Origin of the sequence: Vibrio sp. Of14-4 (assembly GCF_022347625.1) — a bacterium.
GTDB classification, from domain to species: domain Bacteria; phylum Pseudomonadota; class Gammaproteobacteria; order Enterobacterales; family Vibrionaceae; genus Vibrio; species Vibrio pristinus.
In genome coordinates this window covers 145,657-165,994 of the sequence record NZ_JAKRGI010000003.1, presented here as the reverse complement: position 1 = coordinate 165,994, position 20,338 = coordinate 145,657, and the positions used below count along the sequence as shown (strand labels likewise).

The window sequence follows — 20,338 nt, the reverse complement described above, 5'->3', positions numbered from 1 at the left end:
CTAGTTTTAGTTAAGGCCTGAGACTTAATATTTGTGTAAAAAATAAGAAATCAAACGACACTTACGGGAATTATGACTAAAAAACCTTTACAAAGTTCACTATGAGCTGTTTGAACTTATGATGCTTCAGCCGCTATAGCTTGATCGGCGCTGAGTTGCTGTTTTTTTTCTTCCTTGAGTAAACCCGTTGAACCAGACGCATAATCCTTTGGCGCTTCACTTATAACTGAAGATGTTTTTTCAGTGGGTGCTTTGATTGAAGCATCCGACTGCTCAGCGACTTTCTTGCTAAACGGATTGTCCTGTTCAGGAAGGCTAGGTAGCAGCTCAGAAGATGTCTTAGCCATATGTTGATATAGTTTGGTATATTCTTTACCTAAAGAGTCCAGCATATCTGCCGTTTTAGCAAAGTGGTCTGTGAGATCTTGCTTTTGCTGTTCAAGTTCGAACTTTGCACTTTCTAAATCTTTTTGGATGGTTTTTTGCTTTTTGTATCCCGGAGTAGTAATGCGCGAGATGATGATGCCTAAAACCGTACCAATAAGCAAACCTACGAGGGCGTAAATCCAAAGCATATTCGCTCCTTATCATTGTTATTTAACATGTTTTTCACCGAACGGTTACACATGCTTAGTGACATGTTACTATGAGAGGCCAAGACGATAAAGAAAAATGCGTGTGCACTGCATAGCAGTTTGTCTTCTTTAAAAGCATTTGAGTAAAGTAATGACACCATTAGATACCTATACCCGAGACATTAAACAACACGGTTTTCAGCAAGATGACGCGCAGCTCAAAGCGGTTCAATCTCTAGATAAGCTTTATCATGATTTTATAGAGTATGTGAGCAATCCAGTCGTCAAGAAAACTGGATGGAAACGTTGGTTTAGTAAAACCCAAGCTCAGCCTGTTGCACCTAAAGGGCTATATTTTTGGGGAGGTGTAGGGCGCGGGAAAACGTATTTAATGGATACATTTTTCGAAGCTTTACCCTGTGAAAAAAAGATGCGTGTACATTTTCATCGCTTTATGTACCGCGTTCATGATGAGTTAAATTCTTTAGGTGAGGTGAATGACCCGTTAGAACTTGTTGCTGATAAATTTAAATCTGAAGCGGATATTATTTGTTTTGATGAGTTCTTTGTTTCAGATATTACCGATGCCATGATTCTTGGCACTTTGTTTCAGGCATTATTTCGACGTGGTGTAGTCTTGGTTGCAACCTCGAATATTCCTCCTCAAGACCTCTATCGAAATGGTTTGCAACGAGCTCGCTTTTTACCTGCTATCGAACTCATTCAAGCAAACTGTCAGATACTCAATGTTGATAGTGGAATTGACTATCGACTTAGAACGTTGGAGCAAGCCGAAATTTATCATTTCCCTCTCGATGAACAAGCGAGTATTAACCTTGGCCGCTACTTCGAACAATTGGTCGGCGAGAGCAAACAGGGAGAGACATGCATAGAAATCAATCATCGGCAGATAAATATCGTTAACTCTTATGAGGGAGTACTTCATGCGACCTTCGAGCAACTTTGTCAATCCGCGAGAAGTCAGAATGATTACATTGAGCTATCAAGAATCTACAATACAGTCCTACTTGCAGATGTGAAGCAAATGGGGCGGTTAACTGACGATGCCGCGCGCCGTTTTATTGCGTTAGTGGATGAATTTTATGAGCGTAATGTTAAATTAATCATTTCCGCAGAAGTGGCTTTGGAAGATTTATATACCCAAGGACAACTGGAGTTTGAATTTCAGCGTTGTCAGTCACGTTTAATAGAAATGCAAAGTCATGATTATCTGGCCAAAGAGCATTTAGCATAAAGCAGTGAAGGTATTTGCTCTGACAAGAAAAAAAATCGACTTTTTTGCTGAAAAGAGGTGATTTTTTCAACTGACTTCTCTATAATCCTGCGACCCACCGTTACTGCAGACCAAGTCCTAACGGATTTAGGGTCGAGAGTGCCAACCACTCGAAGGGGTGATGACTGGGCTCTTAGTCAGTGGGAGCAATGCTCCTTATGTGTAAATTTTAATTAACGGGTTATTATTAGCATGAAAACTTTCGTTGCTAAACCAGAAACTGTAAAACGCGACTGGTACGTTGTAGACGCTGAAGGTAAAACTCTTGGTCGTCTAGCAAGTGAAATTGCATCTCGCCTACGTGGCAAACATAAAGCTGAATATACTCCACACGTTGACACTGGTGATTACATCATCGTTGTGAATGCGGAGAAAGTTACTGTAACTGGTAACAAGGCGAAAGGTAAGATTTACCATCGCCATACTGAGTTCCCTGGCGGTCTTAAGTCAATCAGCTTTGAGAAGCTTATTGATCGTAAGCCAGAGATGGCGCTTGAGCTAGCAGTTAAAGGTATGCTACCACGTGGTCCTCTAGGCCGTGCTATGTACCGTAAGCTGAAAGTTTACGCTGGTGCTGAGCACAACCATGTTGCTCAACAACCACAAGTACTAGACATCTAATCGGGGATTTCGAAAATGGCAGAGAATCAATACTACGGCACTGGCCGTCGCAAAAGCTCAGCTGCACGTGTTTTCATCAAACCAGGCAGCGGCAACATCGTAATCAACAAGCGTGGTCTTGATGAGTACTTCGGTCGTCCAACTTCTCGTATGGTTGTTAAGCAACCTCTAGAGCTAGTTGAACTTACTGAAAAGCTAGATCTATATGTTACTGTTAAAGGTGGCGGTATTTCTGGTCAAGCAGGTGCTATCCGTCACGGTATCACTCGCGCTCTAATGGAGTACGATGAGTCTCTACGTCCAACTCTACGTGCAGCGGGTTACGTAACTCGTGATGCTCGTTGTGTTGAGCGTAAGAAAGTTGGTCTACGTAAAGCACGTCGTCGTCCACAGTTCTCCAAGCGTTAATCTTTCTTCAAAGGTTATTTCCGGTATATTTATCGGAACTTGGTACCCAAAGCCTGGCTTTTTGTCAGGCTTTTTGTTTTCTATCCGTAAATACCTCTCTTTATATCCGTCTTAATAACATATTTTCTGCTAATCTTTCTTTTGTGAGCGAACGGGCTATTTACTTGACGCTTGTTGCAAAAAGGTACCTTTATCTTGTCAAAAAGTAGGGTTTTAATTATCATTTGCCGTCAAATACATACAACTAGATTCGTATTTTTTAGCCATGCTCTGTAATAGGAATAATAATAATCCAAAAGGAGCAACTGGGAGAATGTTTGGATGAGCAATGCGCCTTTAAATAACGGTCGCAGACGTTTCTTGACCGCTACAACTGCCGTTGTAGGGGGTCTCGGAGCTGCTGCTGTCGCCGTTCCTTTTATTAAATCTTGGAGCCCAAGTGAGAAAGCAAAAGCTGCGGGTGCCCCTGTCGAAGTTGAAATCGGTAAGCTTGAAGAAGGACAAATGGTTCGCGTTGAGTGGCGTGGTAAGCCGGTTTGGGTTGTCCGCCGAGCGCAGTCTGTTGTTGATGGGCTGAAGAATATTGATGGTCAACTTCGTGACCCATCGTCAGGTGAAGAGCAACAGCCCGGTTATGCACAAAATGCTTATCGCTCTATAAAACCAGAGTTCTTTGTTGCAGTCGGAATATGCACGCACTTGGGTTGTTCGCCAACTTATTTACCGGACACTTTTAGCGAACAAGTCCAAGGTGTGAAGTCAGGGTTCTTTTGCCCATGTCACGGCTCTAAGTTTGATATGGCGGGGCGTGTTTTCCAAGGCGTACCAGCCCCTTTGAATCTTGTTGTTCCCAAACATATGTATATCACGGATACCAGAATCATTATCGGTGTTGATGAAGAAGGAGAAGCATGATGCAATCTCTACTTGATTGGGTGGAAAAACGCATACCTGCGATGAATGCGTATAAAAAGCACCTTTCTGAATATCCGATGCCAAAGAACTTCAATTTCTGGTATTTGTTCGGCTCATTGGCGATGATTGTCCTAGTCAACCAGATTTTGACAGGTATTTGGCTGACGATGAACTATGAACCGTCGGGTGATGGTGCATTTGCCTCTATTGAATACATTATGCGTGATGTTGATTATGGGTGGCTGCTGCGCTATATGCATTCAACGGGTGCCTCAGCGTTTTTTGTGGTTGTATACCTGCATATGTTCCGTGGTTTGATCTATGGCTCCTATCAAAAACCACGTGAGCTGCTGTGGATTTTCGGTATGTTGATTTTCCTTGTATTGATGGCTGAAGCCTTCATGGGATATCTATTACCTTGGGGGCAGATGTCGTATTGGGGAGCTCAGGTAATCATTTCTTTGTTTGGCGCGATTCCTGTGATTGGCGACGATCTGACGCTTTGGATTCGTGGTGACTATGTTATTTCGGGTGCAACGCTAAACCGTTTCTTCGCACTACATGTGATTGCGCTGCCAATTGTTTTGCTATTACTTATCGTCTTGCATGTATTAGCTTTACATGAGGTTGGCTCAAATAACCCTGATGGCATTGAAACTAAGCTGCCAAAAGGCACAATGGGTGATGACTATAAAACCCAGTTCAAATTCCATGATGATTATGTGAAAAAGTATGACATTATAGACAGCATACCTTTCCATCCATATGGCACAGTGAAAGACTTAATCGGAATCGCTGGATTCTTATTCCTGTTCTGTTATGTGTTGTTCTTCAATCCTGAAATGGGGGGCTACTTCTTAGAGCCACCTAACTTTGAAGCTGCTAACCCTCTCAAAACACCGGAGCATATTGCGCCAGTTTGGTACTTTACACCTTTTTATGCCATCTTGCGTGCGGTTCCAGATAAACTACTTGGGGTTATCGCTATGGGTGCATCGATAGCTGTCCTATTTGTTCTTCCTTGGTTGGACCGCTGTCGAGTACGTTCATATCGCTATCGCAGTAAGTTCCATTTGTTCAATATCATCCAATTCACGATCAGCTTCATTGCTTTGGGTGTGCTTGGTGCGCTTCCAGCGACACCGACATACACGCTGCTAGCGCAGATCTTTAGCGTAGCTTACTTTATGTTCTTCGTTCTGCTGTACTTCTACAGTAAGAATGAGGCGACTAAGCCACTACCAGAAAGGGTGAACTTCAAATGAAAAAATGGATTGTAACTTTATTTGCAATGCTGCCCTCTCTGGCGATGGCAGCTGGAGCGAGCGTGCCTTTGGACGAAGCGAATAATGACTTGAGTGATCAAGCTTCGTTACAAAATGGTGCCAAATTGTTTATGAACTACTGTTTTGGGTGCCACTCATCTCAGTATCAACGATACGAGCGTGTCGCAAGAGATATAGGTATTCCAGTCGAATTACTCAAAGAAAATTTGATTTTTGATCCTAATGCTAAAGTTGGCGACCTGATGGAAAACGCTATACCAGATAAGGCGGCTGCCAAATGGTTTGGTGCGACGCCTCCTGATCTCACTTTAGTTGCTCGTGTACGAGGGGTAGACTGGTTGTATACATACCTTCGTTCGTTCTACGAGGACCCTTCTAGGCCGTTTGGTGTCAATAACATCGTTTTCCCTAGCGTGGGTATGCCTCATGTACTAGAAGAGCTTCAAGGCATTCCTAGCCCCATTTATGAGACTAAGATTATCGATGGCCAAGAGCATAAAGTGGTTGTTGGCACCGAAAGTAATGGCAAAGGGGAACTGAACCAAGAGGAATACGATGATGCAGTTCGTGATTTAGTTAACTTCCTCGAATACTCGGGCGATCCGGTTAAATTAGAACGCCATGCTTTAGGTTGGTGGGTAATGGCTTTCTTAGTTATTTTCACCATAGTTGTTGTCTTGCTTAAGAAAGAATATTGGCGCGATGTCCATTAATTGTGCTAATATGCGGTGCTAATTCCAAATTTTATTGTTGATAATGGAGGCATAGCCTCCATTATTTTTATATCTGTATGTGTGCTGGAGGGCTCCATGGCTGTAGCTGCCAATAAACGTTCTGTGATGACTCTATTTTCAAGTGCATCTGATATGTATAGCCATCAGGTCCGTATCGTCCTGGCTGAAAAAGGTGTAAGTGTTGAAGTTGAATTAGTCGATGAAGTAAACCTTCCTGCTGAATTGATTGAACTTAACCCTTATAAATCAGTACCCACTCTAGTTGATCGTGAGCTGGCGCTATACGACTCAAAAATCATTATGGAATACTTAGATGAGCGATTCCCTCATCCACCCTTGATGCCTGTTTACCCCGTAGCGAGAGGAAACAGTCGTTTGATGATTTACCGTATTGAAAAAAATTGGTACACCTTGGCAGAAAAAATTGCCAATGGTAATGCTGATGAAGCCGAAAGTGCTCGCAATAAGTTGCGTAACGATTTACTAACACTGGGTCCAGTTTTTGCCGAGTTTGAATACTTTATGAGTGAAGAATTTAGCTTGATTGACTGCTATCTTGCTCCTCTACTGTGGCGTTTGCCTCAGTTAGGTATTGAGCTTGTCGGCCCTGGCTCAAAAGAACTGAAAGTTTATATGAATCGTGTATTTGAACGTGATTCATTCTTAGCATCTCTAACAGAGGCTGAGCGCGAAATGCGCCTGAGTCGCTAACTTAGGGAGCAAAATGGACATCGCAAACATGACGCCACGTCGGCCATATATGCTGAGAGCATTCTATGATTGGCTAGTCGATAATGACTTAACCCCTCATCTGGTGGTTGCTGCTACCTTGCCAGGAGTCCGAGTACCAGAGGAGTTTATTCAAGATGGACAAATTATTTTGAATATTGCTCCTCGAGCGGTAGGTAATCTAGAGTTAGGTAATGAGGCCATCACCTTTAATGCTCGTTTTTCTGGTCGCCCTCATAGCGTAATTGTACCTCTTTATGCAGTTCAGGCGATATATGCGCGTGAAAACGGCGCAGGGACTATGTTCGAACCAGAAGATGCTTACGACGAAGAGCGGATGGGGCTTGATGATGATTTATCTTCTGTAGAAGAACATGATGCTGAAAGTTCTGGCCTTTCATTGGCAACAGAGGTTACTGATGATGATCCGACGCCTGATGATGAGCCGCCTAGGCCTAAAGGGCGTCCAAGTCTTCGAGTGGTAAAGTAATAAAAAAGCAGCTTGAGCTGCTTTTTTATTAGTTGCTGGTTTTAAATGCTTTGATTACTTGCTTTACGCCGGAGATGTTTCGTGCAACATCGACGGCAACATCCGCTTGTTCTGGTGTCAGATAGCCAAGTAAAAAGACTTCTTTATCTTCAGTAATCACTTTCACTTTGACGCCATTAAGCTTTTCATTGGTGAGTAAGGCGGATTTGACTTTAGTGGTTATCCAGCTGTCATGACTAATTTGGCCAATAGATAGAGGTGCTTTGATCCGAACTTGATTGTGGATTTTTTCTACACCTTTTATCTTTTGAGCTTTAGAAATGAAGTTATCAAGAAGTTCAGAGTTACTTGCTTGGCCTATTAAAACAACAGTACCTTCGTAGGAGCTGGCTGAAATTCTCACCTGATGTACAAAAGGTGCCTTATTAGCTATGCCAGCAACCTCAAATTCGATATTGTTGTCATCCCAAATTTCTTGTGTGGTACGCGTATCTGTGACTATGTTGGCCGTAGTTGCTGCACCAGCGACAAAAAGACCAGCACAACCTGTAGTGCCGAATAGAGCGCAGCTTATAAGTAATGTGCTTAAGTATTTCATGAGTTATTCATCGTGAGCCGGAAATAGAACTTGATCGATAAGATCGCACAAGCAGTGAAGTGTCACCATATGCACTTCGTGAATTCTGGCTGTTCTGTGAGATGGAATCCTAATTTCGACATCATTATCACCCAATAGACCTGCCATTTCACCGCCATCTTTACCTGTAAATGCAATGATAGTCATATCGCGAGTTACGGCAGCTTCCATAGCCTTGATAATATTTTTGCTATTACCACTGGTTGATATTGCTAGAAGAATATCACCTGCCTGACCAAATGCTCGGACTTGTTTTGAGAAAATTTCTTCGTAGTGGTAGTCGTTAGCAACGGCTGTTAGTGTGGTATTATCTGCTGTTAAAGCCATGGCAGGCAAGCTAGGGCGCTCAGTTTCAAATTGGTTGAGTAGGCATGATACAAACTGTTGAGCATTGGAAGAAGATCCTCCATTGCCACAGCATAATATTTTATTGCCGTTGAGTAAGCTAGCAACCATTGCTTGTGCAGCGTGAGTGATGGCATCAGGTAATGCCTCTGCCGCTGCAATTTGAATCTGAATACTTTCTGTAAAGCTATCTTTAATGCTGTCTAGCATTGATTATCCTTGAGTTATTGCGTTTTTTATCCATTCGATTTGTTGGCCGTGTTGGTGAATGGCGATAAGATCAAATCGAAAGTCAGTAGTATGAACTGATTTACCCTGTTTCATCAACCATACATTGGCTGCTTTGATGAGTTTGAGCACTTTACTCTGGTTCACGGTTTCTGCGGCATGGCCAAAATACTGGCTTGAGCGATAGCGCACTTCAACAAACACTATACTAGCGCCATCTTGCATGATTAGATCGAGTTCACCTCCCTTTACATGGAAGTTTTTTTCGATACTAGTTAGTCCTTTACCAATCAAAAACCGCTCAGCCAAAGCTTCATAATGTTCACCACTTTGTCGTTTATTCAACTTGCCCATATTCAGCCCAGCTGATCTCTCGCTGTACGACGCAGTCTGAGCTGAGACTTAGCAATCCTGTATTTCCTTGCAATGTATAGCCATCGACTATTTTCATTTGTGGAAGCTGCTCCATCAATAAATAAGCGTCCATACCAAGAGCTTGTAAACGTTTTTCTGAATTTGAGTCTTTGGGCCAAAGTAGCTCCATTTGCGCTTCAAGTGATTCATTAGGCTGAACAAGCAATGGTATATCGCTATACATTACTCCTGACAAATCCTCATATTGTTGACGTCCGCTGTTACTGCGTGAATTCGAAAATAGCTTAGGTGGAATAGTGTCCGGGTTAACTGCTACTTCAATAAAAGGCTTGATTAAGGTCAGTTCAGCATTCCCAGCAACAATATAGACAGCATCTATATCACGTCTACTACGCGGCTGGGTTTTGAGAGGGATGTTCAGCAGTGATTCCATTTGTGCGATGTGCTGCTGGCTTTCCTGCAAACCAAATACTTTGTTGATGTCTTTTTGAAGTTGGCGCTTATCTCCGAACAAATTAACCGCAACGTGATTATTGCTGTGCTTTTTCCACTCTTGCTCAAAGGCTTCGACAACCCGCACACCTAGGCTTCCCTTAGGTGCCAAGATCAATGGGTAGCGGTAGCCTTGTGAATATAAATGTTTTGCTGCCTGAGAAACCTCTTGCTCAGGAGAAAGCGCAAGGTAACAAGTATTATTCCCGCTTTCCAAGTTATCGGGAATGTTGAGTGCGAGTGTCGGTAAGGGTTGTGAGAAACTAGACTGTGCTTGGGTGAGCTTGTCTATATTGCTTTTTATTAGTGGCCCTACCACGAAGTCGATACGTTTCTCTACCAAGGTTTGTTCTAGCTGCTCAACTGTAGTGTTGTTGGTGTCAATAATGGTCAGACTGGCGTTTTCATCACGCTGAGTGTCGTTCATCATCTCCAGAATGAAGCCGTCACGGATCAGTTGTGCCTGTTTAGAAAACTTTCCTGATAGTGGGAGCAGTAAAGCAGTGTTTACAGGCTTAGTGACTTCTAGGTTGAGAAGATCGATAATTCCTGACGGTGTATATAGCGCGGCAGGGTGATTAGGGTTTTCTTCGAGCCACTTTTCAAGGGTATTCTTCAACTGGGAAAGATTAGCAGATAAGGTTTTTGTGTAGATAGATAATTGCAACCAACCATCTAAAACTTCTTCATCACGGTTAGCGGTAAACTCTGTGATCTGATATTGGTTATATTGACTTAAATTGTCCCAAATACTTTGAGAGATACCTTTTTGCAGTGAAGGTTGTGCGTATTTAGCCGAGGCGACCAGTTCCCTAGCGGCTTCAAAGTAATTGGTCTGCCTATTGAATAATTGGGCTTTTACTTGATGATAGGCTTGCCATTGAACGTCTGCTAACTTCCATGAAGCATCGAAGTTTAAATTATTTAAGGCTTCATCATACTGAGCTTGTTTAATTAATAATTCTGTACGTGCTAGTTGCCACTCTGCTTGTTGCATGTGAGAAAGATCCTGTCTAGCTAAGCGGCGGATGAGTAAATCACTTTGAGTGTAATCATTGGATTTTATTGCAGCTTTCAGTGCCATGATTAGCCAGTCATTTTGGATATTGCCTTGACTGCTATCAGCCCGCATAAGGTAAGTTCTCGTTGATTGATTTGGAGAAAGGGTGATATCAACGTTTGTTTGCTTAGATGGTGCTGTAGAACAAGCTGTCAAAATGACAGCAAGGGCTACAGGAGTCAATATGCGTGTTACACTGCGTCTCTTGTGGTTATTCATAGCCATGAGTTATTAACTATTTCCGTACAAAATTTTGTCTATATTAATCGTTGAAGTGATGGTAAACAAATGACAGATAAAAAAACCTTACCAACTGAGGTTCCAACTCTCTACATTGTCCCGACGCCAATTGGCAATTTAGGTGATATCACTCAACGGGCTCTTGATACATTAACCAATGTTGATCTTATCGCTGCTGAAGATACTCGCCATACTGGCAAGTTGTTATCCCACTTTGGTATTTCGACGAAAACCTTTGCTTTGCATGATCATAATGAGCAGCAAAAAGCGCAAGTTTTAGTTGAGAAACTGTTAGCTGGATACTCTATTGCACTGGTTTCTGATGCTGGTACCCCATTAATTAGCGATCCAGGATACCATTTGGTGACAAAGTGTCGTCAGGCTGGCGTTAAAGTTGTACCGCTGCCTGGTGCATGCGCGGTTGTCACCGCTTTAAGTGCATCTGGTTTACCGTCCGATCGTTTTAGCTTTGAAGGCTTTTTACCTGCTAAGAGCAAAGGACGAAAAGATAAGTTTCTTGAAATTGCTAAAGCTGAGCGTACCTGTATTTTCTATGAATCGCCACATAGAATACTCGATTCTCTTCACGATATGCTAGAAATCCTAGGGCCTGAACGTGAAGTGGTTCTCGCTCGTGAATTGACCAAAACCTTTGAAACCATTCAGGGATTACCCTTGGCTAAGCTGGTTGATTGGGTTAAATCTGATGAGAACCAGCAAAGAGGGGAAATGGCGTTGCTTATTCATGGATATCGAGCGGTTAGTGATGATTCATTGCCTGAGGAAGTAACACGAACTTTGGCTATTTTAAATAAAGAGTTACCCCTTAAAAAAGCCGCGGCTTTGGCCGCTGAGATATATAACTTAAAGAAAAATCCGCTTTATAAGTGGGGCCTTGAGCACCTTGACTAATAGGGTTTATAAAGTGCTCTTAGGCAATCTGAGATGGTTTTTTCGCCGGTTGTTCGCTTGATTTCATCATATTTGTGATCTCACTAGACACTGAGTGTTAATGTCTATACAATCCGCCTCGGAGTTGACTGGGTAGTCGCTGCTTTATTGATGTCCTTTATCCATGTGGTAGGGGAGACTGATAAAGGGGAGGAAAGTCCGGGCTCCATAGAGCAGGGTGCCAGGTAACGCCTGGGGGGCGCAAGCCTACGACAAGTGCAGCAGAGAGAAGACCGCCGATGGCTCGTTAGAGTACAGGTAAGGGTGAAAGGGTGCGGTAAGAGCGCACCGGACGACTGGCAACAGTTCGTTGCAGGGTAAACTCCACCCGGAGCAAGACCAAATAGGCTTCCATATTGCGTTGCTCGCGTAAGGAGGCGGGTAGGTTGCTTGAGCCAGTGAGCGATTGCTGGCCTAGACGAATGGCTACCGCCGCGTATGCGGAACAGAACCCGGCTTATATGTCGGCTCCACCTATTCGAAACCCATCATAACTCTCATGTTATGATGGGTTTTTTGCTTTTAATTGACGAACATACTGCCGTAAGCACTAAACTTAGCGCAATATCACGTGTACGATTTAGCATAGGTGGTGATCCTAGACCAAATCAGTAAACTGCCTAGTTTGAACGCATTGGTGCAAGAGTGAGATACAAATACAATGACCGAAGAATTTAAGCACATTTCCGTACTACTGCACGAGTCAATCGATGGTTTGGCAATTAAGCCCGATGGTATTTACATCGATGGAACCTTTGGTCGAGGCGGCCATAGTCGTCAGATATTAAGTCAATTAGGAGACTCTGGGCGTTTATTCAGTATCGATCGTGATCCTCAAGCCATTGAAGAGGCTAAGACTATTCATGATGCTAGGTTCACTATTATTCATGGTCCTTTCTCTGGAATGGCCGACTATGCGGAGCAAAGAGGTTTAGTTGGCAAAGTGGATGGTGTCTTACTTGATTTGGGTGTTTCTTCCCCTCAACTCGATGATGCAGAACGCGGCTTTAGTTTTATGAAAGATGGTCCTCTGGATATGAGAATGGACCCAACCACGGGTATTCCAGTGTCTCAGTGGTTACTAGAAGCTGATCTGGATGACATCACTTGGGTTATCCGTGAGTTTGGCGAAGATAAACACGCTCGCCGTATTGCGAAAGCCATAGTTAACTATCGCGAAAATGAAGATAATGAACCTTTGACTAGAACCAGTCAGTTAGCAAAGCTTATCTCAGAGGCGGCTCCTAAAAGTTTCAAAGAAAAGAAACACCCAGCTACGCGTGCTTTTCAAGCATTTAGAATCTACATAAATAGTGAATTAGAAGAAATTGATACTGCGTTAAAGTCGGCCGCCACTATTCTTGCCCCTCAAGGGCGTTTATCTGTGATCAGCTTCCACTCATTGGAAGATAGAATGGTAAAGCGATTTATCCGTAAAGAAAGCAAAGGACCAGAAGTGCCTCATGGTATCCCAATGACAGAGGAACAAATCAGTGCACTTGGTAAAGCAAATTTAACGCCTGTCGGCAAGGCGATTAAACCCTCTAAACAAGAAATTGATATCAATACACGCTCTCGCAGCTCTGTGCTTCGAATTGCGGAAAAACTATAGGTAATCATGGATAAACCTGTTCCTAATTTGGCTAAGCTCATCGTATTGGACCTTGTTACTATTGGTCGAATACCTTTATTGATCCTTGTGTTTATATTCGCATCAGCAATGGCGGTTGTGTTCACGACACATCATACACGTCAAGCCATTACAGAAAAGGACTTAGCTTTACAGGAACGTGAACGTCTAGACAATGAATGGCGTAATTTACTGATTGAAGAAACGGCATTAGCAGAACATAGCCGAGTTCAAGAAATCGCAAAAGACGAATTGCAGATGAAGCGTCCAGATGCAGATAAAGAGGTGGTTATTGACTTACCATGAGTAAAAATAGAGAGCCTTCCTCAGCAAAGAAAACATCCAAGAAAGTATCGGGAAAAAAGTCTGGGCATATTGAACAGCCGAACCTGATACGTTGGCGTTTCTATTTAGTGCTACTGGCCATGTTTATTGCCTTCTCAGCACTTATCACAAGAATTGCCTATATCCAAATTGTTGAGCCAGACAATCTGATTCAGCAAGGTGACTTACGTTCAGTGCGAGCTAAAACGATTCACTCTGCCCGTGGCATCATTTCTGACCGCAACGGTGAACCACTTGCGGTCAGTGTTCCTGTCGAGGCTGTGTGGGCTGATCCTGTGACCATATTTAAACGCAATGGCTTTAGCAATATGGATCGTTGGTACGCTCTGGCTGACGTGCTCGGCCTTGATCGTCAGAAAATGATTGAAAAGATTCGCCGCAGTAAATCACGCCGATTTATTTATCTCCAACGTCAAGTTAGTCCTGCGATGGCTAACTATATTCGAGAGTTAAAACTTGCGGGCGTTGGACTGAAAGCTGAATCGCGTCGCTATTACCCCACAGGCGAAGTGAGTGCCCATATTGTAGGCGTAACAGGAATCGACGGACATGGTTTGGAAGGTGCTGAGCGCAGTTACGATAAATGGCTAACAGGGGAAGCAGGAAAGCGGATCATCCGCAAAGATAGATATGGCCGAGTGGTTGAGAATATTTCTCTTGAAGAGAGAGAGCAAGGCAAGCCTTTAGACCTAACTATAGACCAGAGAATTCAAGCCATCGCTTATCGCTCTATTAAACAGGCAGTCGCCGATTATAGAGCGACATCGGCAACGGCCGTTATCCTTGATGTTAAAACGGGTGCTGTGTTAGCCATGGTTAACGCGCCGTCATACAACCCTAATAATCGTTCCGATCTTCAATCGGCAAAAATGCGTAACCGTGCTATTACCGATGCGTTTGAGCCAGGCTCTACAGTGAAACCTTTTGTGGTTTTAGCTGCTCTCGAAAATGGAGTAGCCGATAAAAATACAATTATTGATACCGGCAATGGCATTATGCCGATTGGTGGCCAAAGGGTTCGTGATACGTCGAAAGTAGGTAAAGCCGATCTAGCTACGATATTAAAAAAGTCGAGTAATGTTGGAGTTGCTAAGCTTGCGCTAGATATGCCTCTTGAAGCCTTATTGGGTATGTACAGTTCAATAGGTTTTGGTGAGCTGTCTGGGCTAAATCTTGTTGGCGAGACGCAAGGCATTTTTCCTAACCGTCGTCGCTGGTCAAAGTTTGAAATCGCCACTTTGGCATTTGGATATGGTTTATCCATAACTCCGCTGCAGTTAGCACATGCCTATGCAACCTTAGGTAATTACGGTAAATACCAGCCGATTCACATTATTGAGAGTAATCAACAAGATTTGTCACGTCAGGTGATTAACGAAGAAAATGCGCATGTCGTACTTGATATGCTCGAAACAGTAACACAACCAGGCGGTACTGCAACGAAAGCAGCGGTCCCTGGCTATCGTGTAGCTGCTAAAACGGGAACATCACGCAAGGCTATTGCTGGCGGTTATGGTGATGAATATTTTGCTTACACCGCGGGCATTGCACCTGTGAGTAACCCAAGAATTGCTGTTGTTGTGGTTGTGAATGAACCTCAAGGTGACAACTATTACGGTGGGTCGGTCGCTGGCCCTGTATTTTCTGAAATTACTAAAGGCACGTTACAAATTCTTAATGTTGCCCCTGACGAGAATCGATTTAAAAGAGATAAATAGAGAAACGATATGACTCAATCCATGACTGTTACTGAGCTATTAGCACCTTGGCTAGATATTTCGGCTGAAAACAGCTTAGATTTTGTTGTCCATAAGCTTGAACTAGATAGTCGCCTGGTAAGCTCTGGGAGCACCTTTGTGGCGGTGAAAGGTCATGTGGTTGATGGTCGGGATTTTATTGACTCGGCTATTCGTCAAGGCGCAAACGCAGTCATTGCTGAAACCGAAGAGCTAGACAGCCATGGTAAAATTGAGTGGCGTAGAAATATACCTATCATCTATATTGCGAACCTAAATCAGTACCTGTCGCATATTGCAAGCCGATTAATGCCGTTAAAGCATAACCGTTTGATTGCGGTAACAGGAACCAATGGTAAAACGACGATTACTCAGTTAATCGCCCAGTGGCTAGATCTTTCGGGGAAAAAGTGCGCGGTTCTAGGTACTACGGGTAATGGATTTCTTGAAGCTTTGCAGCCAGCGGCCAATACGACTGGCCATGCATTAGAAATTCAGGATGTTTTATCAGCACTAGAGCAACAAGGCGCTAAATATACAGCTATGGAAGTGTCGTCCCATGGCTTAGTACAAGGCCGGGTTAAAGCACAGCAGTTCGAGGTAGGTGTCTTCTCCAATCTAAGCCGTGATCATTTAGATTACCATGGCAGCATGGAGCAATATGCGTTAGCTAAACGTTCGCTTTTTACTCAGCATAATTGTGCTCGGGCTGTTATCAATATCGATGATCCTATTGGCGCCTCATGGGCTAAGGAAATCAAATCTTGTATTCCAGTATCACTGTCGCCGATAGCATCTGGTCAAGGTGTATATGCTACCAGTATAAAATATGCATCAACTGGGATTGAATTAACCTTTTCTGGTCAGTTTGGCGAGGGTTGCTTCACCGTGCCTCTAGTTGGAGAGTTTAATGCAAGTAACATACTGCTTGCATTTGCTACTTTGCTTTCTTTAGGAATGGAAAAGAATGAACTGCTGGGTAGTGCTGGTCAATTACAATCAGTGTTGGGTCGTATGGAGTTATTTCAAGCAGAAAGTAAAGCGAAAGTTATTGTCGACTACGCTCATACTCCTGACGCATTGGAAAAAGCCCTTCTAGCACTGAAGCGCCATTGCAATGGCAAGCTTTGGGTGATTTTTGGTTGCGGCGGAGATAGAGACAAAGGGAAACGACCTATGATGGCCGCGATAGGAGAATCGCTCGCAGATGAAGTGATTTTAACCGACGATAACCCTAGAAGTGAGTCGCCCATAGAGATAGTGAAAGATATGTTGGCTGGAATGACACTTCCCACAAAAGCAACTGTGGAACACGATCGCTATCAAGCTTTGGCTTATGCTCTGCGGCACAGTTGCGCAGACGATATTATCTTGTTAGCAGGTAAAGGTCATGAAGATTACCAGATCATAGATGATAAAACGCTACATTATTCAGATCGCGAATCGGCATTACAACTTTTGGAGCTAACACAATGATCTCTCTAACTCTGTCACAATTGGTTGAGGTGCTCGATGCTGAGCTTATCGGTGATGATGCCGTGGTTAATAGTATCTCGACAGATACTAGAGTCATTGAAGAGAATGCTCTTTTTATTGCTTTGATCGGTGACCGATTTGATGCTCATGACTTTATTCCTCAAGCAATCTCCTCTGGCGCGTCTGCTTTGCTCGTTAGTCGCTGTGTTGATGTAAAAATGCCTCAATTATTGGTTAAAGATACCAAAGCCGCGCTTGGCTTATTAGGTAAATTTGTTCATCAGATCTGTCAGACACCTACGGTGGCAATCACGGGTAGTTGTGGTAAGACAACGGTTAAGGAAATGGTAGCAAGCATTATGTCTCAAAAGGGGAGAGTGCTATATACCGCTGGTAATTTTAATAATGACATCGGAGTGCCACTGACCTTGTTGCGTTCACAGCCCGAAGATGATTTTGCTGTCATTGAATTAGGGGCTAATCATATTGGTGAGATTGCTTACACGACCCAGCTTGTGAGCCCTGATGTTGCTCTTGTCAATAATGTAGCTGCAGCACATCTGGAAGGGTTTGGCTCATTGGAAGGGGTTAAGAGAGCAAAGGGTGAGATTTACCAAGGGTTGAAATCTGGCGCTGTTGCTATCGTAAACTTGGATAGTAATGGCGGGCCGCTATGGGACAGAGTTTTATCTGACAAAACAGTAAAGACTTTCTCACTCTCTGATAACAGAGCGCAATATAAAGCAAGTAATCTAACAATGGATATCAATGGTATGGCTTCTTTTACCATTGATACGCCGGATACCAGTTTTGATGTGTCGCTTGGAATGATCGGCCAGCATAATGTAGTCAATGCTTTAGCGGCCACTGCGCTATCGATTGAATTGGGAGCTTCAACACAAATGATTGCTACAGGATTGGAAGCTCTGTCTATGGTTAAAGGCCGAGTCGAGAGTATTGAACTCAACGAAAATATTAAACTGATTGATGATAGCTATAATGCCAGCGTACCTGCTATGAAAGCGGCTGCAGATTTGTTGGGTAGCTTTAATGGTGTACGATGGCTTATTTTAGGCAATATGGCTGAATTAGGAGAGGAAAGTCTTGCACTTCATCGCCAAGTCGGTGAACATGCGGCCCCATTTAAATTTGAATATGTGCTTACTTACGGATCAGATAGCATAGCGATTAGTGATGTATGTGACGGTAAGCACTTTGATACTCATGACAGCATGATTGAGTTTATTAAGCAGCACATTGCTCAGCATAACGGTTCCCAGACAATACTTGTCAAAGGAGCGAATAGCGCAGGCATGAATCATATTGTTGCTGCTGTGAAGGAGATGTATACATGATCATTTGGCTTGCAGAGCTTCTACAGCCATACTTTTCATTTTTCCGTTTATTTGAATATTTGTCTTTTCGAGCCATTGTTAGCGTATTAACAGCCCTTGGTTTGTCTTTGTGGATGGGACCTCGTCTTATTAAGCGATTACAAACATTGCAAATTGGCCAAGTCGTTCGTGATGAAGGCCCTGAGTCTCACTTCAGTAAACGCGGTACTCCCACTATGGGAGGGCTGATGATTTTAACCAGTATTATTACAACCGTTCTTGTTTGGGCTGATTTGTCTAACCCTTACGTTTGGGCTGTACTCGCTGTGTTGGTTGGATATGGGACTGTTGGTTTTGTCGATGACTACCGTAAAGTTGTTAACAAAGATACGGATGGTCTTATTGCTCGTTGGAAATACTTCTGGCAATCTGCTATCGCTTTGGTGGTTTCCTTTGCATTGTATGCTTATGGAAAAGAGACAACCGCTACTCAGCTTGTGGTGCCATTTTTCAAAGATGTTATGCCTCAGCTTGGGCTCTTCTATATCGTTTTGAGTTACTTTGTTATTGTTGGAACCAGTAACGCGGTTAACTTAACGGATGGTCTTGATGGATTGGCTATCCTGCCAACTGTACTTGTTTCTGCAGGTTTTGCTGCGATTGCATGGGCAACAGGTAACGTGAATTTTGCTAATTATCTCCATATTCCCTATGTTCCTCAGGCTTCGGAATTGGTTGTAGTATGTACTGCTATGGTCGGCGCAGGGTTGGGCTTTTTGTGGTTCAACACCTACCCAGCACAAGTTTTTATGGGAGACGTTGGCTCGCTTGCTCTTGGTGGTGCTCTAGGAACTATTGCAGTATTGGTGCGCCAAGAATTTGTCCTAGTTATTATGGGCGGGGTGTTTGTGATGGAAACGCTCTCTGTAATCCTCCAAGTCGGTTCATATAAACTTAGAGGTCAACGTATTTTTCGTATGGCGCCAATTCACCATCACTATGAGCTGAAAGGCTGGCCAGAACCTCGTGTAATCGTACGTTTTTGGATTATGTCAATTGTCCTTGTGCTGGTTGGTCTAGCAACACTGAAAGTACGTTAAGGAAGTTGAGTTTGATTTTGAAACCTTGGCAAAATATTGAGAATGTTGTCGTTGTTGGTCTTGGTTTGACAGGGGCTTCGGTAGTAAGACATTTGTTAAGCCTGCCTAAAAGTCTGACGATCAAGGTGATCGATACTCGCGATAAGCCACCAGGTTCTGAATCTTTGCCGAAAAATGTGGAATTAGTTTGTGGTGGTTGGCCTGAAGGCTGGTTGATAGATGTAGATCTTATTGTTGTTAATCCTGGAGTTGCGCTAACAACTCCTCAACTGCAACAAGCGATCAATGTGGGAATTCCTGTCATTGGAGATATTGAGCTTTTTGCTTGGCAAGTGGATAAACCCGTGATTGCTATTACTGGGTCAAATGGTAAGAGCACTGTTACTGATCTCGCAGGTGTTGTGGCCAATGCATCAGGTGTTAAGACGGCTATTGGTGGAAATATAGGTGTTCCTGCATTGGACTTGCTTGACCAAGATGCTGACCTGTATGTTTTAGAATTGTCTAGCTTCCAATTAGAAACGACTTCAAGCCTTTCTTTGGTCGCAGGCGCTTTCTTAAACCTTTCGGAAGATCATATGGACCGATATTCCGATATGGGGGCATACCGCCAAGCTAAATTGCGTATTTTTGCACATGCTCAAGCATGTGTGGTTAATGCTGACGATCCAGCAACCTATCCCGAGCAGCAGGACAAGCGGCTGATCGAGTTTAGTTTGCAGAGGCAAACCGAGTATCGTGTCAAATCAGTCGATGGGCGAGAGTTTTTATGTCATCGAGATTTGGCAATATTAGCTGCCGACGAGCTTAGCTTAGTGGGTCGACACAATATGGCCAATGCTCTCGTTGTTCTGGCGTTGCTAAAGGAAGCTGGTGTAGATGTCGCTGAGGGTTTGGATACATTAAAAGCTTATACTGGGCTTACCCACAGGTGTCAGCTTATAGCTAATAAGCAAGGCGTAAAATGGGTAAATGACTCCAAGGCAACCAATGTCGCAAGTACTTTAGCGGCTTTATCCGGTTTGTCTCTTCCTGGGAAACTTTATTTGCTCGTTGGAGGAGATGGTAAAGGCGCTGACTTTTCAGAGCTTGAGCCTGCCCTTAACCCCTTGGATGTTCAGCTATGTTGTTTTGGCCAAGATGGTCGACGCTTTATGTCACTCACACATGATTCAAAGTATTTTGAAACACTAGCGGATATTATTAAGTGGGTGAGTTGTAGAGCGCAACGTGGAGATATGGTTATGCTATCCCCTGCCTGTGCTAGCTTTGACCAGTTTGAAAATTTTATGGTACGCGGCGAAACCTTTACGGCGCTAGTCAAGCAATTAGCATAA

The 20,338-nt window shown here is 43.4% G+C and carries 21 protein-coding genes and 1 other RNA gene; 17 read left to right on the top strand and 5 right to left on the bottom strand.

The genetic code is table 11. The features are described from left to right. Positions 1-116: 116 nt before the first annotated feature. Positions 117-575 (bottom strand): Z-ring associated protein ZapG, encoded by a 459-nt coding sequence (gene zapG / locus MHN79_RS04585; protein ID WP_239171898.1) that lies wholly within the window; start codon positions 573-575, stop codon positions 117-119. A 151-nt stretch (positions 576-726) separates the two neighbouring features. Here zapG and zapE point away from each other — a divergent pair, with 151 nt between their 5' ends. The 8 genes from zapE (at position 727) to sspB (ending at position 7,052) form a co-directional block, all read left to right on the top strand. Then, positions 727-1,830 (top strand): cell division protein ZapE, encoded by a 1,104-nt coding sequence (gene zapE, locus MHN79_RS04580; protein WP_152431168.1) that lies wholly within the window; start codon positions 727-729, stop codon positions 1,828-1,830. A 231-nt stretch (positions 1,831-2,061) separates the two neighbouring features. Then, entirely contained in the window at positions 2,062-2,490 is a 429-nt protein-coding gene (gene rplM, locus MHN79_RS04575) for a 50S ribosomal protein L13 (protein WP_114785084.1), read from the top strand. Positions 2,491-2,505: 15 nt separating this feature from the next. Further along, positions 2,506-2,898, top strand: a complete 393-nt coding sequence (rpsI, locus tag MHN79_RS04570) for a 30S ribosomal protein S9 (protein ID WP_114785086.1) — start codon at positions 2,506-2,508, stop codon at positions 2,896-2,898. A 321-nt stretch (positions 2,899-3,219) separates the two neighbouring features. Beyond that, complete coding sequence (gene petA, locus MHN79_RS04565; RefSeq protein WP_160929379.1) at positions 3,220-3,813, top strand: ubiquinol-cytochrome c reductase iron-sulfur subunit; 594 nt, start codon at positions 3,220-3,222, stop codon at positions 3,811-3,813. Further along, complete coding sequence (locus tag MHN79_RS04560; protein WP_160930181.1) at positions 3,813-5,078, top strand: cytochrome bc complex cytochrome b subunit; 1,266 nt, start codon at positions 3,813-3,815, stop codon at positions 5,076-5,078. Before petA ends, MHN79_RS04560 begins: the two co-directional genes overlap by 1 nt. Next, the gene (locus tag MHN79_RS04555) at positions 5,075-5,812 is read left to right on the top strand and encodes a cytochrome c1 (RefSeq protein WP_160929381.1); all 738 of its coding nucleotides are present in this window, start codon (positions 5,075-5,077) and stop codon (positions 5,810-5,812) included. Before MHN79_RS04560 ends, MHN79_RS04555 begins: the two co-directional genes overlap by 4 nt. A gap of 96 nt (positions 5,813-5,908) precedes the next feature. Beyond that, positions 5,909-6,544, top strand: a complete 636-nt coding sequence (sspA, locus tag MHN79_RS04550) for a stringent starvation protein SspA (protein WP_160929383.1) — start codon at positions 5,909-5,911, stop codon at positions 6,542-6,544. Positions 6,545-6,557: 13 nt separating this feature from the next. After that, entirely contained in the window at positions 6,558-7,052 is a 495-nt protein-coding gene (gene sspB, locus MHN79_RS04545) for a ClpXP protease specificity-enhancing factor (RefSeq protein ID WP_160929385.1), read from the top strand. Between the two features lie 28 nt (positions 7,053-7,080). On the opposite strand, the gene MHN79_RS04540 is transcribed toward sspB, so the two are convergent. From MHN79_RS04540 to MHN79_RS04525, 4 genes are read right to left on the bottom strand one after another with little or no spacing between them, the layout of a single operon-like run. After that, complete coding sequence (locus tag MHN79_RS04540) at positions 7,081-7,650, bottom strand: BON domain-containing protein (RefSeq protein WP_239171897.1); 570 nt, start codon at positions 7,648-7,650, stop codon at positions 7,081-7,083. Between the two features lie 3 nt (positions 7,651-7,653). Beyond that, positions 7,654-8,244: a phosphoheptose isomerase gene (locus MHN79_RS04535; RefSeq protein ID WP_152431162.1), complete on the bottom strand. Its 591-nt coding sequence runs from the start codon at positions 8,242-8,244 to the stop codon at positions 7,654-7,656. 3 nt (positions 8,245-8,247) lie between these two features. Beyond that, positions 8,248-8,616 (bottom strand): YraN family protein, encoded by a 369-nt coding sequence (locus tag MHN79_RS04530; protein ID WP_152431161.1) that lies wholly within the window; start codon positions 8,614-8,616, stop codon positions 8,248-8,250. Then, positions 8,600-10,414, bottom strand: coding sequence for a penicillin-binding protein activator (locus MHN79_RS04525; RefSeq protein WP_239171896.1), 1,815 nt, complete (start codon positions 10,412-10,414; stop codon positions 8,600-8,602). Before MHN79_RS04525 ends, MHN79_RS04530 begins: the two co-directional genes overlap by 17 nt. A 63-nt stretch (positions 10,415-10,477) precedes the next feature. Between MHN79_RS04525 and rsmI the strand changes: the two genes are divergently transcribed. The 9 genes from rsmI to murD all read left to right on the top strand — a co-directional run bounded on the left by rsmI (position 10,478) and on the right by murD (position 20,338). Beyond that, entirely contained in the window at positions 10,478-11,341 is an 864-nt protein-coding gene (rsmI, locus tag MHN79_RS04520) for a 16S rRNA (cytidine(1402)-2'-O)-methyltransferase (RefSeq protein ID WP_239171895.1), read from the top strand. 120 nt (positions 11,342-11,461) lie between these two features. Beyond that, positions 11,462-11,856, top strand: an RNA gene (gene rnpB / locus MHN79_RS04515) — RNase P RNA component class A. A gap of 185 nt (positions 11,857-12,041) precedes the next feature. Continuing rightward, a complete protein-coding gene (rsmH, locus tag MHN79_RS04510; RefSeq protein ID WP_239171894.1) occupies positions 12,042-12,992 on the top strand; it encodes a 16S rRNA (cytosine(1402)-N(4))-methyltransferase RsmH in 951 nt (316 codons plus the stop codon). A 6-nt stretch (positions 12,993-12,998) separates the two neighbouring features. Beyond that, positions 12,999-13,316, top strand: coding sequence for a cell division protein FtsL (gene ftsL / locus MHN79_RS04505; RefSeq protein WP_114785109.1), 318 nt, complete (start codon positions 12,999-13,001; stop codon positions 13,314-13,316). A 119-nt stretch (positions 13,317-13,435) separates the two neighbouring features. Continuing rightward, entirely contained in the window at positions 13,436-15,073 is a 1,638-nt protein-coding gene (locus MHN79_RS04500; protein ID WP_239171988.1) for a penicillin-binding transpeptidase domain-containing protein, read from the top strand. Between the two features lie 9 nt (positions 15,074-15,082). Then, the gene (gene murE, locus MHN79_RS04495) at positions 15,083-16,567 is read left to right on the top strand and encodes a UDP-N-acetylmuramoyl-L-alanyl-D-glutamate--2,6-diaminopimelate ligase (RefSeq protein WP_239171893.1); all 1,485 of its coding nucleotides are present in this window, start codon (positions 15,083-15,085) and stop codon (positions 16,565-16,567) included. After that, a complete protein-coding gene (murF, locus tag MHN79_RS04490) occupies positions 16,564-17,922 on the top strand; it encodes a UDP-N-acetylmuramoyl-tripeptide--D-alanyl-D-alanine ligase (protein ID WP_239171892.1) in 1,359 nt (452 codons plus the stop codon). The genes murE and murF overlap by 4 nt, the downstream gene beginning before the upstream one ends. Continuing rightward, entirely contained in the window at positions 17,919-19,001 is a 1,083-nt protein-coding gene (gene mraY, locus MHN79_RS04485) for a phospho-N-acetylmuramoyl-pentapeptide-transferase (RefSeq protein WP_114785116.1), read from the top strand. The genes murF and mraY overlap by 4 nt, the downstream gene beginning before the upstream one ends. A gap of 11 nt (positions 19,002-19,012) precedes the next feature. Next, positions 19,013-20,338 carry a UDP-N-acetylmuramoyl-L-alanine--D-glutamate ligase gene (gene murD, locus MHN79_RS04480; RefSeq protein ID WP_239171891.1) on the top strand — a complete coding sequence of 442 codons (1,326 nt, stop codon included), beginning with the start codon at positions 19,013-19,015 and terminating at the stop codon, positions 20,336-20,338.